Below are 14,264 nucleotides of genomic sequence, written 5' to 3' on the forward strand. Positions count from 1 at the left end.
CCGCCGTACCTTGGCACTCCCAACAGGGTATTTCCATGCGTATTCACTCATTTATCCACAGCCCCCAGCGTGCCTTCACCTTGCTGGAGCTGCTGGTCGTCCTGCTGATCATCGCCCTGCTCGCCGGCTACGTCGGCCCGAAGATGTTCGACCGCCTGGAACTGGCCAAGGTACAAACCGCCCAGGGCCAGATGAAAGCCCTTGCCGATGCCTTGAACCAGTACCGCCTGGACAACGGCAACTACCCCGACGAAACCCTCGGCCTCGACACCCTCACCGCCCGGCCCGCCACCGCCAGCCATTGGCAGGGCCCCTATGTGAAGACGCTGCCGCCAGACCCTTGGGGCAACCCGTATCTCTACAAGAATCCCGGCACACCGCCCAACGATGCGGAGATCATCTGCCTGGGCCGTGACGGCAAGGCCGGCGGGGTGAATACCTACGCCGACATTGTGTACGGCCTCTGACATGTACACGCTGCGGCTGGTCCTGATACTGCTGTGCCTCACGGGTACCGCACAGGCCAACTGCTGGCAACTGGCAGCCAGCCGTTACCACGTCGACCCGCTGTTGCTGTACGCCATCGCCAAGGTCGAATCCGGCCTCAACCCCAGCGCACGCAACCTCAACAGCGATGGCAGCCAGGACATCGGCCTGATGCAAATCAACAGCCGCCACTTGCCCGCACTGGCCCGGTTCGGCATCACCGAGCAGCACTTGATCACCCAGCCCTGCACCAGCGTCATGGTGGGCGCGTGGATTCTTGCCGGGTTTATCCGCGAGCAGGGTTATGGCTGGCAGGCCGTGGGCGCCTATAACGCCGGGGCCAAGCCGGACCGGGAAGCACGGCGCTCACGCTACGCCCTGGCGGTGTGGCGTTACTACGCGTTGTTGTTGCAACAGCGCCAACAACGGGCGGGGCAAATGCCATGACCGACTTTGACGTGCGCATCATCCGTGACGGCCATGTGCAGACCCTGCGCCTGCAAGCCGTTGACGTCGCCCAGGCGCGCCAGCAACTGCAGGCCGACGGCGCCCAGGTCATCTCGCTGAAAGCCCGCCGCCCACTCAAATTGCCCAGCCGTCGCAGTACGTTCGCCCTGGGCCTGTTTATCCAGGAGCTGGTAGTCCTGCTCGATGCCGGCCTGGTGCTGGTGGAAGCGGTGGAAACCCTGCGCGACAAGGCGCCCGCCGGCATCAACCGGCAGGTCATGAGCGATCTGCTCGCCTCGATGTATGAGGGCAACTCGCTGTCCAGGGCAATGCAGCTCAAGCCGCAGACCTTTCCGCCGCTGTTGATTGCCACGGTGGCGTCCTCGGAACACAGCGGCCAATTGGCCGTGGCCCTGCGCCGCTACCATCATTTTGAAGCCCACCTGGCAACCGTGAAGAAGCGCGTCAGCGGCGCCCTGATGTACCCCTTGGTGGTACTCAGCGTCGGCGCGTTGATCCTGCTGTTCCTGCTGTTCTTCGTGATCCCGCGCTTTGCCTCGGTGTTCGACGCCGTGGCCGATCTGCCGGCCACCGCACGCTTTATGGTGTGGTGGGGCGCACTGGTAGACACGCGTGGCATGGAGTTGCTGCTTGGCCTGGTGCTGGCGATTGCCGCGCTGGTGCTGTTGTTGCGCAGCGCCGGGTTCAAGCGCCGCATCGCCCAGCTGTTCTGGAAGATCCCCAGCCTGGGCGCCCAACGCACGCTGTTTATCCTCGCGCGCTTTTATCGCACCGCCGGCATGTTGCTGATGGGCGGCATGCCGGTGGTCACTGCGGTGGAGCTGTCCGGTGCGCTGCTGCCCGTGGAACGCCAGGCGGACCTGCGCCAGGCCATGACCGACATCCAGGCCGGCCAGCCACTGTCCACTGCCCTCGCCCGCCATCGATTGACCACCGCCGTCGCCGAACGCCTGCTACGCGTGGGTGAACAAAGCGGTGAGCTGGCGGCGATGTGCGAGCGCATCGCGCAGTTCCACGATGAAGCGCTGGAGCGTGCCATCGAGCTGTTCAGCAAAGTCTTCGAGCCGTTGTTGATGCTGGTGGTGGGCGGGCTGATCGGCCTGATCGTATTCATGTTGTACATGCCGATTTTCGAACTGGCAGGCTCCATCCAGGGGTAGTGCGATGAGCGAACAGACACGGCAATGGCAGGCCCTTGCAGAGCAACGCGGGCTGAGCTTGTCCAATTACCTGCTGGAGGTGCTGGAGAAAGCGCCCGACCAATTAAGCACCATCGCCCAGCCCCTGGGCCTGCTTGCCATCGCCCCGGAAAACCTCAGTGAACACTGGCGCTTCGATCTGCTGGCACTGCCCCAGGCGCTGATCCATAACGTGCTGCCGGTGGATAACCACGGCCAGCCGTGCCTGGTACTGGGAGACCCTTTCACCCTGGCCAGCCGGCACTGGCTGCAATCCTCGAAAACCTTGCGTCAACTGCCCCTGGCCATGAGCCTGCCCGGCGCGGTCAAGGCCCAGTTGAGCCTGGCCGAAGCCAGCCAACGGGTGATGCAACCTTTCGGTGAGGACGACGAGAATGCCCGCGTCAGCCAGGCCGCCCAGGAAATTTCCCTGAGCAGCATCGCCCGCGACGACAACCCGGTGGTGCGCCTGGTCAACTCCATGCTGTTCGATGCCCTGCAAAGCCGTGCCAGCGATGTGCATGTGGAAACCACGCCCCAGGGCCTGGTGATCAAGTACCGCATCGACGGTGTGTTGCAGCAGATGGGCCAGGCCAGCGGCCTGGACATGGCCGAGCAGGCACTGTCGCGGATCAAGGTGTTGTCGGAGCTGGATATCGGCGAGCGGCGGGTGCCCCAGGACGGGCGTTTCAAGATGAAAATCCAGGGTCGCGAAGTGGACTTTCGCGTGTCGATCATGCCCAGCATCCACGGTGAAGATGCGGTGCTGCGGATTCTCGACAAGTCCCAGCGCGGTGAGTCCCTGAGCCTGGAAACCCTGGGGTTGAACGCCGAGACCATCGCGCGCATCCGTGTATTGGCCGGCGAACCCTATGGCATGTTGCTGGTGACCGGCCCCACCGGCAGCGGCAAATCCACCACGCTATATGCCGCCCTGTCGGAGACCAATACCGGCGAGAAAAAGATCATCACCATCGAAGACCCGGTGGAATACGAACTGCCCGGGGTCCTGCAAATCCCGGTGAACGACAAGAAGGGCCTGACCTTCGCCCGCGGCCTGCGCTCGATCCTGCGCCACGACCCGGACACCATCCTGGTGGGGGAAATACGCGACGGTGAAACGGCCGGCATTGCGGTGCAAGCGGCGTTGACCGGGCACCTGGTGTTGTCGTCGGTGCACGCCAACAGCTCGTTCAGTGTGCTGGAGCGCTTTACCTACATGGACGTGGACCCGGCCAGCTTTGTCGAAGCCCTTAACGGCGTGGTCGCCCAGCGCCTGGTGCGGCGCATCTGCCCGGACTGCGGCACGGATGCCGCCCCCGACCCCGAGATCACCCACCTCGCCCAACTCGCCGAGGCTCAACTCCAACAGGGTCACTATCGCGTGGGCAAAGGCTGCGAGGCCTGCCGTCACACCGGCTATCGCGGCCGGCTCGCCCTGGCCGAAGTGCTGACACTGACCGACAGCATCAAGGAGGGCCTGCTCAACCGCAGTTCGGCCTCCACCCTGCGCGAACTGGCCCGTGAAGCCGGCCACGTGTTTATCCGCGACATCGCCCTGGCCCACGCCGCCCAGGGCGACACCACGCTCAAGGAGATCCACCGTGTCATTTCCCTTTATTGAGCATGTGGTGTGGCTGCACAGCGACGGCGCCGAATGGGCCGCGCGACCGCGTTGGCGCGGTGCAGCAGTATGGCGTGCGCAACAGACTGGCGAGCCATTGGCCGCCTGTGCCGAACTGCTGGAACAGGCGCCGCGCGGCCGCGTCGGGTTTCTGGACCGGGCCACGGTGCTGCTGGGCTTCCCCCATGTGCACTACCTGATGCTGGCGTGGCAAACCGGCGTGTACAGCCAGGCCGACTGGCAAGGCTTGGCCGAAGTGACCTTCAACCAACAGGCAGGCATCGACCCCGGACAGTGGCAAGTGCAAGTCGCCAACAGCACCTTTGGAGATGAACGCCTGGCGGTCGCGACGTCACGGAATTTGCTGCAAGACCTGCGGGAGTTGTTCAAGCGACAGCACCTGCCGCTGGTGAGATGCACGCCATTGTTGACGGCCGTGGCCCAACGGTACTGGCAGCAATTGCCTGACGATTGCGTGCTGGCGGTACCTGAGGCGCGAGGTCTCAGTTGCCTTTACCGGCAACAGGGTGTGGCTCAACAAGTCTGCGTGCTGCAAACCCCACCCGGCAGCCACTTGAGCGACAACCTGTTCACCGCCGACCTGCTGGCGCAACGGCACGCGGCGGCCACATGGGTCGTCGCCAATCACCCCACTGAACATTGGCTGGGGCCACTGCATCCCTGGCTCGGAGAGCCGCTGGCATGATCGCTCAGCTGAAATCACAACTCGCCGGTGCCTGGCGACAGCGGCAGGCGCCGGGCATCGACTTCCTGCACCCCAATGCCGTCTATCGGCCGCTGGTGAGTGTGTTGTGGCTGGTCGCCGCCGGGCTTGTCTTCGTGACCTGGCAACACTGGCAGCGCATGGAGCATCAGCAACAACAGACCGACGCACTGGAGCAGCGCTTTATCGAATTGACACGTCGCCAGGAGCAATTGATCCAGGCCGCTATTCGCTTGTCACCCCAGCAGAAACAACAACTGGCCGCCTTTTCCCGACAGCAGGACACGCCCTTCGCGCTGATGGACGCCGTGGCCCGGGCCTGGTCCGCGGAAGTCGCGCTGACGCGCGTGGAGGTCGACACCCAGGCCCGACTGATTCACTTGGAGTTGGAAGCCAAGGTGCTGGGCGATGCCTTTCGCTTTGTCGAACGGCTCAAGGCCCAGCCAGGTGTGCACGTGAACCTGCAACAAAGCGCACGCAAGGCCAATGACCCGCAACACCCGGTGCAGGTCAAACTTGCGGTTGGTGCAGGGTAGTCGCCCATGGACGCACTGACCCGCCACCTCCCGCGCGTGCGCTGGCACCTGATGCAATGGCAGCAGCGCGTGGGCTTTTGGGGGCTGCTGGCGTTGGGGCTGATGGCGGCAACGTTGCTGATCGAAGTCACAGTGATACATCCGGCAGGCATTGCCGACAGCCTGCGGCGCCAGGAACTGGAGGCCGGTATCGCCGAGCAGCCCCAGGATGTGCAGGTGACCGAACCGGCCGTGGTCGAACGCCTGCCCAGTGCACAGGACTTCGCCCCACGCCTGGAAAAGCTGCTGGACGTCCTCACCCGGCGCGGCTTTATCATCGAACAGACCACCCTGGCCTACTCCGCGCCCGGCGACACCGGGCTGCAACGGCTGGACGTGGACATTCCCCTCGTCGGCCCCTACGCCTTGCTGCGCGATGCCCTGGTCGACGTCGCCAATGAGCCGGCCGTGCGCATCGAACGCCTGGCCCTGGAGCGCAAGGAAATCACCAGCGGCATGTTGAACATCAGCCTCAAGGTGAGTGTGCTGGGGGTGGTGGAATGACGCTGCCGCTGTATCTGCGCGTGCTGTTGCTGCTGACCTTGATCGGCTGCGGCTGGCTGTTCTGGCAGGACACTGCGGACAACCCCGCACCCTCGCCGGTGCCAGTGATCGCCCGCCCTGTACAGGTGCCCTCGGCACCGGTTGCCGCACCTGCACCGGCGGTGGCCGAAGCCATCGACCTGTTCCCTGCCCAGACCTGGACACCTGCACCGCCGCCCATACCGGTCGACACCTCAGCGCCCAAGCCACCGCCCCTGCCCTTCACCGTGAGCGCGCAATGGCGCTACGAGAACCAGGCGAAAATCGTCGTACTCAGCGGCAATGGCAGCCAGTACACCCTGTGCAACCGTTGCTCGGTACCCGGGCGCATCGTGCCCGGCAAGATGCTCGACGCCCATTACCGGCTGGACAAACTTACCGACACCGCCGTGGTGCTGACCTACATGCCCCTCAAGCATGTCAGCACCTTGCGGCTGGACACTCACTGACCGGCGCAGGACACGATCATGGCCATACGCACGTGGATACCCTTGAGCCTGGCCGTGGCCCTGCTCAGCGCCTGCCAGACCCAGCGGGCGATCAAGGAGAGCGACGAGTTGCGCCAGAAGGGCGACATCATCCGTTCGGTCGAAGTGCTGCAAGCCGAAGCCAGACAGGCCCCCGACGATGTGCAACTGCGCACCGCCAACTTCAGCAAGCTGGAATTGCTGGTGGCCCAATACAGCCGCGAAGCCAGCACCGCGCTGATGCGTGGCGACGATGCCGCTGCCATCCGCGCCCTGGAAACCATCCTCAAATACGATCCCAGCAACCTCGGCGCGCGCCAGGAAATCCAGAGCATCCAGGCGATGAAACAACTGCGCCCGCAACTGGCCCAGGCCTACGAAATGAAGCGCTCCAACCCGGTGGAAGCCCTCAACCTGGTGCGCCGGATCATCGCGCAAAAGCCCAACTACCGAGAGGCCCTGGACTTTCGCAATGCCCTGACCCGTGAACTGGTGAGCGCCGATTACCTCAGCGCCGACCTCTCCGAGGCCATGCGCAAACCCTTGAGCCTGGAGTTCAGCGCCCAAAGCCTGACCACGATTTTCGAGACCATTGCGCGCCTGTCGGGGGTCAACTTCGTCATCGACAAGGACGTCAATCCCAGTGCCTCGGCGAGCATGACCGCGAGCCGAACCACCGCCGAAGACGCGCTGAACCTGCTGCTGACCACCCAGGGACTGGACAAGAAGGTCCTCAACGCCAACACCCTCCTGGTTTACCCCCGCCGCCCGGACAAGGAACGGGAATATCGCGAGTTGGCCGTGCGTACCTTCTACCTCAGCCATGGCGACCCCAAGGTCATCGCCGCCGAGATCAAACAGGTGCTCAAGCCCAAAGAGGTGCTGGTGGACGAACGCCTGAACGCGGTGATCGTGCGCGATGGCCTGGATACCCTGAGCGCCGTGGAAAAACTGGTGGAAGCCATTGATATCGCACAATCGGAAGTGACCATCGACATCCAGGTGCTGGAGGTCAGCCTGACCGACGAGTTGAACCTGGGCATCCAGTACCCGGAGAGCATCGGCCTGTCCGTGGGCAACCTGGCCAACGTGCCTGCCGGGCTGGCGGGTATCCCACTCAGCGCATTGCGCGGGATCAACGGCGACAACATCCTGCTCGACGCGGGCAGTACCTCGGCGCGCATCAATATGCTGCAACGCAGCGGCAACACCGTGACCCTGGCCAACCCCAGGGTGCGGGTGCGCAACCGCGAAGAAGCCCAGGTGAACATCGGCGACAAGATCCCCGTGGTGACCACCACCACCGCCAACCAGATCACCACCTCGTCGGTGTCCTACCAGGACGTGGGACTGCAGATCACGGTCAAGCCGAACATCAGCCTGAGCGATGAGGTGAACCTGGAGCTGAACGTGGAAATGAGCCATATCACCAAGCGTATTCCCGGCTCGGAAAACGTACCGGCCACCTTCGAACTCGGCTCACGGGCCACCAAGACCCTGCTGACCGCGCGCAACAATGAAACCCAGATCGTCTCGGGGCTGATCCGCACGGCGGACGTCGACGAGGGCTCGGGGCTGCCATGGTTGAGCCAGATCCCGTGGATCGGCAAGAAGTTGTTCGGCACCAACCAGAATACCCAGCAGAAAACCGAGATCATCCTGCTGCTGACCCCGAGGATCGAACGCAACCTGGACCTGCCGATTGCCCAGATCAGCACCTTCCACAGCGGCACCGAGGCGCGCAGTTCGACCCAGGGCATGATCCTGCGCGACACCACCGACAAAATGATCCTCAAGCCGATTGGCGGCGACCCCACGCCGGCGCTGCCACCGCCGATGCAACAGCCGGATGCCACCTGGCAACCCCTGCCGCCACTGCTGCCGGATCTGGTGCCCAAGCCTGCGCCCCAATGAAGATCCAATGTGGGAGGGGGTTTGCCCCGATTGCAATGTGTCAGTCTCAGTATCCTTGACTGGTCCACCGCTATCGGGGGCAAGCCCCCTCCCACATTTGTTTTGCAGTGTTGGTGGGTTAGCGCACGACGCCTTCTTCTATGAGCAACTTGAGGATTGCCTGGGCACCTTCCTCGGCGCTCACACCCTTGAGCACCTGCCCACCGCCACCACTGGCCTTGGCGGTGGCGGCTTTCATGCGGTCGGCGCCGCTCTTGGCCTTGATCACCTTGAGGCGCTTGGGCCGGGGCTTGGCCGGTTGCAGCACGGCGCCTGTGAATAACGCGTCCTGCTCGACTTCCACTTCGTGGGCCGCCAATTCACCGCGTTGTGCCGGACCGTAGGCGCTTTGCCTAGGTTTTGGCGCGGCGTTATCCACCGTCGCCAGAAACGGCAGGCGCACCTTCAAGCGCCTGCGCTGCCCACGGGGCAAGGCTTGCAGCACATGGGCCACACCGCCGTCGATGGACTCCACCTCGGCCAGCCCGACAATCAGCGGCCAGCCCAATTGCTCGGCCAACAGGAACGGCAACATGCCCGAGCCTTCACCGGTTTCGGCCTGGCTGCCGGCAAGCACCACCTGGGCACCGGCGTCGCGCAGGTACTCGCCGAGCACCGGCAACGCATCGCTGCCCTCCGGTTGTTCCAGCACGTGCAACTGTGGCAGGCCCATGCCCAGGTAGCTGCGCAGGGTCGGTTCGGCGATGTTGCCGGCGTGCAGCACCTGCAGCTTATCCCCAGCCATCTGCAGACCCAGTTCGACGGCGCGCGCATCCTGTTCGGCGCGGCGTGGCCGGCCGGAGGTGGGGTGGGCGCCGATGGACACCAGGCTGATTACATTCGTGGTCATGGTCATGTCCTCAAGCCGCATCGCGCTTGGCGCCGTTGCGGTAGGCCTCGACCGCAGCGATCAAGGCTTGCAGAATCGCGGCGCTTTCGCCGATCACCGACAGGTCGGCACGCTTGATCATGTCGCAGCCCGGGTCGAGGTTGATCGCCACCACCTTGTCGCAGGCGCCAATGCCTTGCAGGTGCTGGATCGCCCCGGAAATCCCCACGGCCACATACACCCGCGCCGTCACCCAGGTACCGCTGGCGCCGACCTGGCGATCACGGGCCATGAATCCATCGTCCACCGCCACCCGCGAGGCGCCTTCGGTGGCCCCCAAAGCCGCGGCGGTCTGGTGGAACAGCGCCCAGTCCTTCACGCCGTTGCCGCCGGAGAAAATAAACTCGGCCTCGGCCATGGGAATCGCCGCCGGGTCCACCGCCACCGCGCCAAGATCCTCGATACGCGGCAGGCTGCGCGCCAGGCTTGTGGATAACTCCACGGGCAGCACTTCATGGCGTGTGTCGCTGACCGGATCGGCGCATTCGGCGGCGGCCAGAATCAGGCGTGGCAGCGGCCGCGCCAAGTCTTCCCGGCCCGCACCGGCGCGGCCGATGCACTCATCGCCCTTGATCTGCCAGACGCGAGTGGCCGGGCGCTCCTTGAGACTGGCGGCAAAGCGCCGACCCAACTCGCCACCACCACTGCGGCTGTCGGGCAGCAACCAGTGGCGCGGGTTGAACTGGTTATCCACAGCGCGCAAACCCTGCACGCGTTGCTCCGGTGAATAACCGTCGAATTCGTGGCCGTCGAGCACCAGCAGGCGATCGACACCGGCCGTGGCAAACGCGCTTTCCTTGTGTTCGCCAAACACCACTGCCAGCACCGCGCCGTCGTTGCCGGCGAGTTGCCGCGCCAGGCCGAGCAGGTCGCGGTCGTGGCTGCTCAAGCGGCCACCAACCATGTCCGGCACTACGTTGATGTAGAACGCAGGCGCAGGCACCTGATGCAGCGGCAACTGCACTTCAATCGCCGCCGTACGCTTGGCCGCACCGCCCTGCTGGGCACCGCTGCGGTCGATGCGCTTGATGCCGTTGGGGCCGATAAAACCGACGCCATGCACGTTCTTGCGGATGATGCCGTTAGGCCCCATCCAGCTGTGTTGCACTGGCTGCATCGCCGCATGCAGCGGGTGCAGACGGTTACGGGCGATCCATTCGGCCCGTGGGTCGCGGCGGATAATGTCGCTCATCAGTGCACCTCCGCAGGTTCACGCTTGTTAGGAGCTTTGGCCGGTGCGACGTCTTCCAGCAAAGCATCGGCCACCAGCTCGGCGATGTCCTTGATCAACGGGCGCGGTTCAACCACACCTTCGAGCATCGCCGTGCACTGCGGGCACCCCACCGCCACCAGTTCGGCACCGGTCTCGCGGATGTCTTCCATGCGCATATCGGGGATACGTTGCTTGCCGGGAATATCGGTGATCGGCGCGCCGCCGCCACCGCCGCAGCAGCGCGAGCGGAAACCCGAGCGTTGCATCTCCTTGACCTCGATGCCCAGCGCCCGCAGCACTTGCCGCGGCGCCTCGTATTCGCCGTTGTAGCGGCCCAGGTAGCACGGGTCATGGTAGGTCACGCTGTTGCCTTTGTGCTGGCCCAGGTTCAGCGCGCCCTCGCCGATCAGCTCGGCCATAAAGGTGCTGTGGTGCTGCACGCGGTAGTTGCCGTTGAAGGCGCCGTACTCGTTTTTCAGCACATGGAAGCTGTGGGGGTCGCAGGTGACGATGCGCTTGAAGCTGTACTTGGCCAACGTCTGGATATTGCGCGTGGCGAGCATCTGGAAGGTCGCTTCATCGCCCAGGCGCCGCGCGACGTCGCCGCTGTCGCGTTCTTCCAGGCCGAGCACCGCGAAGTCGACCTTGGCCGCTTTCAGTACTTTGACGAATGCGCGCAGGGTGCGTTGGTTGCGCATGTCGAAGGCGCCGTCGCCGACCCAGAACAGCACGTCAACGCTGCCTTTGTCGCTGAGCAACGGCAGGTTCAAATCCGCCGCCCAGTTCAGGCGACCGCCCGGTGCGAAACCGCCGGGGTTGTCGGTGGCGATCAGGTTTTCCAGGACTTCGGCGCCCTTGTTCGGCGTGGCGCCTTTTTCCAGGGTGAGGTGGCGGCGCATGTCGACGATGGCGTCCACGTGCTCGATCATCATCGGGCACTCTTCCACACAGGCACGGCAGGTGGTGCACGACCACAGGGTCTCGGCGTCCACCAGGCCGTTGACGATCGGCTGGTGCGGGTTGCCGCTGTGTTCGCCAATGGCTTTACCCGGATAAGGGCTGCCGGCGAACTTGGCATCGGTGCCGCCGGCCAGGCCAACCACCATGTCCTGGATGAGTTTTTTCGGGTTCAGCGGCTGGCCGGCAGCGAAAGCCGGGCACGCTGCTTCGCACTTGCCGCACTGCACGCAGGCGTCGAAGCCGAGCAGTTGGTTCCAGGTGAAATCCTTGGGTTTTTCCACGCCCAGGGGCGCGCTTTTGTCGCTCAGGTCCAGGGGTTTCAAACCCGTGGAACGACCACCGCCAAAGCGTTCGGCGCGACGGTGCCAGGCCAGGTGCAGGGCACCGGCGAAGGCGTGCTTCATCGGGCCGCCCCAGGTCATGCCGAAGAACATTTCGGACACGCCCCACAGCACCCCCACGCTCAACAGCGCGGCCAGCAGCCAGCCGCCGAAGTCGGCGGGCAGGATCCCCGCCACTGGCAGCGTCACCAGGAAGAAACTCACCGAGAACGCCATCAGGCTTTTCGGCAGGCGCATCCACGGGCCTTTCGACAGGCGCGACGGCGGATTGCGCCGCCGCAGGTAAACGAAGGTGGCGCCGACAAACATCAACACCGACGCCAGCAGCAAGGCGTAGCCGAGGATACGGTTATGCAGGCCGAAGCCGTGCACCAGGATCGCCAGCAGCGCCGACAGCACAAAGCCCAGGGCAGTGGCGACGTGGGTGTTGGCGATGTATTTGTCGCGGGCGACCACGTGGTGCAGGTCGACCATGTAGCGCTTGGGCATGGCCAGCAGGCCGCCCAGCAGGTCGACCTTGGAGGCTCGCCCGCGGCGCCACATGTTCACCCGGCGCAGGGCGCCGAGGACGGCAAGGCCCAGGGCGGTAAATAAGAGAATAGGCAGCAAGGTGTTCAACATGGTGAAGCTCCCACAGACCGCACAGGTCTACTGTGAAACTGGCCCGAATGTGGGAGGGGGCTTGCTCCCGATGGCGGACTGTCAGTTGGTACAGTTGTCGCTGAACCACCGCTATCGGGAGCAAGCCCCCTCCCACATTTGACCGCGTTCACCTCATCAAAAGTCTTTGCACAGGCGCAGGGCGTCATAGATGGCGGCATGGGTATTTCGCTGCGCCACACAGTCACCGATACGGAACAGCAAGTACCCCTCGCCCGCCTCGCTCAAGCACGGCTGCGGCTTGATCGCGAACAGGGCTTCGACGTCGATCTGGCCCTTGTTGCGCGAACCTTCCTTGAGCCCGTAGTAGATCGCTTCGTCCGGACGCACGCCGTTCTCGACCACCACCTGGTCCACTACCCGCTCTTCTTTGGCGCCGGTGTATTCGTTCTCCAGCACCGCCACCAGCTTGTCGCCTTCGCGGTAGACCTTTTCCAGCATCATGTCGCCGGTCATGATCACTTCTTTGGGGTACATGCTGCGGTAGTAGGTGGGGAACGACGTACCGCCAATCGCCACGCCCGGCTTGATGTCGTCGGTGACGATTTCCACCTGGCAGCCTTTGTCGGCCAGGAAGTCCGCCACCGACATGCCGGTGAATTCGCAAATGGTGTCGTACACCAGCACGTTCTTGCCCGGTGCGACCTTGCCGTCGAGCACGTCCCAGCTGCTCACCACCAGGCCTTCGGCAGCGCCCCAGTGTTCGTTCTGTTCGATAAACGGATGCCCGCCGACCGCCAGCACCACCACGTCCGGACGCAGGTCCAGGATGGTCTCGGCATCGGCGGCCACGCCCAGGCGCAGGTCGACTTTCAAACGCGCCAGCTCCAGCTGGAACCAGCGGGTGATACCGGCGATCTGGTCGCGTTGCGGCGCCTTGGAGGCGGTGGTGATTTGCCCGCCGATAAATTCTTTCTTCTCGAACAGGGTCACGTCGTGGCCACGTTCGGCGGCCACCCGCGCGGCTTCCATCCCGGCAGGGCCGGCACCGACCACCACCACCTTGCGTTTCGGCCCGGTGGACTTCTCGATGATATGCGGCACGCCCATGTATTCACGGGAGGTCGCGGCATTCTGGATGCACAGCACGTCCAGGCCCTGGTACTGGCGGTCGATGCAATAGTTGGCGCCGACGCACTGTTTGATCTGGTCGATCTGGCCCATCTTGATCTTGGCGATCAGGTGCGGGTCGGCGATGTGCGCACGGGTCATGCCCACCATGTCCACATAGCCGCCTTCGAGGATGCGCGTGGCCTGGTTCGGGTCCTTGATGTTCTGTGCGTGCAGCACCGGAACCTTGACCACTTCCTTGATACCGGCCGCCAGGTGCAGGAACGGCTCCGGCGGATAGCTCATGTTGGGGATCACGTTGGCCAGGGTGTTGTGGGTGTCGCAACCCGAGCCGACGACGCCGATGAAATCGAGCATGCCGGTGTCGTCGTAGTACTTGGCGATCTGCTTCATGTCTTCGTGGGACAGGCCGTCCGGGTGGAACTCGTCACCGCACAGGCGCATGCCCACGCAGAAGTCGTCACCGACTTCGGCACGCACGGCTTTCAACACTTCCAGGCCGAATTTCATGCGGCCTTCGAAGGTGCCGCCCCACTCGTCGGTACGCTTGTTGACCCGTGGGCTCCAGAACTGGTCGATCATGTGCTGGTGCACGGCGGATAGTTCCACACCGTCCAGGCCACCAGCCTTGGCGCGCTTGGCGGCGCTGGCATAGTTGCCGATCACGCGCCAGATTTCTTCCGGCTCGATGGTCTTGCAGGTGGCACGGTGCACCGGCTCACGCACGCCGGACGGCGACATCAGGGTCGGCCAGTTAAAGCCATCCCAACGGGAGCGACGGCCCATGTGGGTAATCTGGATCATGATCTTGGCGCCATGCTTGTGCATGGCATCCGCCAGGTTCTGGAAGTGCGGGATGATGCGGTCGGTGGACAGGTTCACCGAGCTCCACCATTCCTGGGGGCTGTCGATGGCGACCACCGAGGAACCGCCGCAGATCGCCAGGCCGATACCGCCCTTGGCTTTTTCTTCGTAGTACTTCACATAGCGGTCGGTGGTCATGCCGCCGTCGGTGGCATACACCTCGGCGTGGGCGGTACTGAGCACGCGGTTGCGGATGGTCAGTTTGCCGATCTGGATCGGCTGGAACATTGCTTCGAAAGCCATGGCAC

13 protein-coding genes are annotated in these 14,264 nt (G+C 64.1%); 9 read left to right on the top strand and 4 right to left on the bottom strand.

What is annotated here, in order from left to right; genetic code table 11:
- Positions 1-35 precede the first annotated feature (35 nt).
- From gspG to BFP99_RS14090, 9 genes are read left to right on the top strand one after another with little or no spacing between them, the layout of a single operon-like run.
- A complete protein-coding gene (gene gspG, locus BFP99_RS14050) occupies positions 36-467 on the top strand; it encodes a type II secretion system major pseudopilin GspG (RefSeq protein ID WP_065925447.1) in 432 nt (143 codons plus the stop codon).
- Position 468: 1 nt separating this feature from the next.
- Positions 469-933: a transglycosylase SLT domain-containing protein gene (locus BFP99_RS14055; RefSeq protein ID WP_065947483.1), complete on the top strand. Its 465-nt coding sequence runs from the start codon at positions 469-471 to the stop codon at positions 931-933.
- A complete protein-coding gene (locus BFP99_RS14060; protein WP_065947484.1) occupies positions 930-2,114 on the top strand; it encodes a type II secretion system F family protein in 1,185 nt (394 codons plus the stop codon). The genes BFP99_RS14055 and BFP99_RS14060 overlap by 4 nt, the downstream gene beginning before the upstream one ends.
- Positions 2,115-2,118: 4 nt before the next feature.
- Complete coding sequence (locus tag BFP99_RS14065) at positions 2,119-3,756, top strand: GspE/PulE family protein (protein WP_065947485.1); 1,638 nt, start codon at positions 2,119-2,121, stop codon at positions 3,754-3,756.
- Positions 3,737-4,462: a hypothetical protein gene (locus BFP99_RS14070; protein ID WP_256098134.1), complete on the top strand. Its 726-nt coding sequence runs from the start codon at positions 3,737-3,739 to the stop codon at positions 4,460-4,462. The genes BFP99_RS14065 and BFP99_RS14070 overlap by 20 nt, the downstream gene beginning before the upstream one ends.
- On the top strand, positions 4,459-5,016 hold the full coding sequence (locus tag BFP99_RS14075; protein ID WP_065925452.1) for a hypothetical protein: 558 nt from the start codon (positions 4,459-4,461) through the stop codon (positions 5,014-5,016). The genes BFP99_RS14070 and BFP99_RS14075 overlap by 4 nt, the downstream gene beginning before the upstream one ends.
- 6 nt (positions 5,017-5,022) lie before the next feature.
- Complete coding sequence (locus tag BFP99_RS14080; protein ID WP_065947487.1) at positions 5,023-5,559, top strand: hypothetical protein; 537 nt, start codon at positions 5,023-5,025, stop codon at positions 5,557-5,559.
- The gene (locus tag BFP99_RS14085; protein ID WP_065947488.1) at positions 5,556-6,047 is read left to right on the top strand and encodes a hypothetical protein; all 492 of its coding nucleotides are present in this window, start codon (positions 5,556-5,558) and stop codon (positions 6,045-6,047) included. Before BFP99_RS14080 ends, BFP99_RS14085 begins: the two co-directional genes overlap by 4 nt.
- Positions 6,048-6,065: 18 nt before the next feature.
- Entirely contained in the window at positions 6,066-7,979 is a 1,914-nt protein-coding gene (locus BFP99_RS14090; protein WP_065947489.1) for a secretin N-terminal domain-containing protein, read from the top strand.
- 118 nt (positions 7,980-8,097) lie between these two features.
- Here the strand turns inward: BFP99_RS14090 and BFP99_RS14095 are convergent, their stop codons facing one another.
- From BFP99_RS14095 to dgcA, 4 genes are all read right to left on the bottom strand, one after another.
- A complete protein-coding gene (locus BFP99_RS14095) occupies positions 8,098-8,868 on the bottom strand; it encodes an electron transfer flavoprotein subunit beta (RefSeq protein ID WP_065947490.1) in 771 nt (256 codons plus the stop codon).
- Positions 8,869-8,878: 10 nt separating this feature from the next.
- On the bottom strand, positions 8,879-10,099 hold the full coding sequence (locus tag BFP99_RS14100) for an electron transfer flavoprotein subunit alpha (protein WP_065947491.1): 1,221 nt from the start codon (positions 10,097-10,099) through the stop codon (positions 8,879-8,881).
- Positions 10,099-12,042, bottom strand: coding sequence for a dimethylglycine demethylation protein DgcB (gene dgcB / locus BFP99_RS14105; protein ID WP_065925457.1), 1,944 nt, complete (start codon positions 12,040-12,042; stop codon positions 10,099-10,101). The genes BFP99_RS14100 and dgcB overlap by 1 nt, the downstream gene beginning before the upstream one ends.
- A gap of 156 nt (positions 12,043-12,198) precedes the next feature.
- Positions 12,199-14,259 (bottom strand): dimethylglycine demethylation protein DgcA, encoded by a 2,061-nt coding sequence (gene dgcA / locus BFP99_RS14110; protein WP_065925458.1) that lies wholly within the window; start codon positions 14,257-14,259, stop codon positions 12,199-12,201.
- Positions 14,260-14,264: the final 5 nt, after the last annotated feature.

Source organism: Pseudomonas sp. 1 R 17 (genome assembly GCF_900067035.1).
In the GTDB taxonomy this organism is placed as follows: domain Bacteria; phylum Pseudomonadota; class Gammaproteobacteria; order Pseudomonadales; family Pseudomonadaceae; genus Aquipseudomonas; species Aquipseudomonas marginalis.

Bases quoted from the DNA above. Each gene is read 5' to 3' on its own strand.
- dgcB (WP_065925457.1), bottom strand. From the start codon at position 12,042: ATGTTGAACACCTTGCTGCCTATTCTCTTATTTACCGCCCTGGGCCTT.
- BFP99_RS14100 (WP_065947491.1), bottom strand. From the start codon at position 10,099: ATGAGCGACATTATCCGCCGCGACCCACGGGCCGAATGGATCGCCCGT.
- dgcA (WP_065925458.1), bottom strand. From the start codon at position 14,259: ATGGCTTTCGAAGCAATGTTCCAGCCGATCCAGATCGGCAAACTGACC.
- BFP99_RS14075 (WP_065925452.1), top strand. From the start codon at position 4,459: ATGATCGCTCAGCTGAAATCACAACTCGCCGGTGCCTGGCGACAGCGG.
- BFP99_RS14095 (WP_065947490.1), bottom strand. From the start codon at position 8,868: ATGACCACGAATGTAATCAGCCTGGTGTCCATCGGCGCCCACCCCACC.
- BFP99_RS14090 (WP_065947489.1), top strand. From the start codon at position 6,066: ATGGCCATACGCACGTGGATACCCTTGAGCCTGGCCGTGGCCCTGCTC.
- BFP99_RS14080 (WP_065947487.1), top strand. From the start codon at position 5,023: ATGGACGCACTGACCCGCCACCTCCCGCGCGTGCGCTGGCACCTGATG.
- BFP99_RS14055 (WP_065947483.1), top strand. From the start codon at position 469: ATGTACACGCTGCGGCTGGTCCTGATACTGCTGTGCCTCACGGGTACC.
- BFP99_RS14065 (WP_065947485.1), top strand. From the start codon at position 2,119: ATGAGCGAACAGACACGGCAATGGCAGGCCCTTGCAGAGCAACGCGGG.
- BFP99_RS14060 (WP_065947484.1), top strand. From the start codon at position 930: ATGACCGACTTTGACGTGCGCATCATCCGTGACGGCCATGTGCAGACC.
- BFP99_RS14085 (WP_065947488.1), top strand. From the start codon at position 5,556: ATGACGCTGCCGCTGTATCTGCGCGTGCTGTTGCTGCTGACCTTGATC.
- gspG (WP_065925447.1), top strand. From the start codon at position 36: ATGCGTATTCACTCATTTATCCACAGCCCCCAGCGTGCCTTCACCTTG.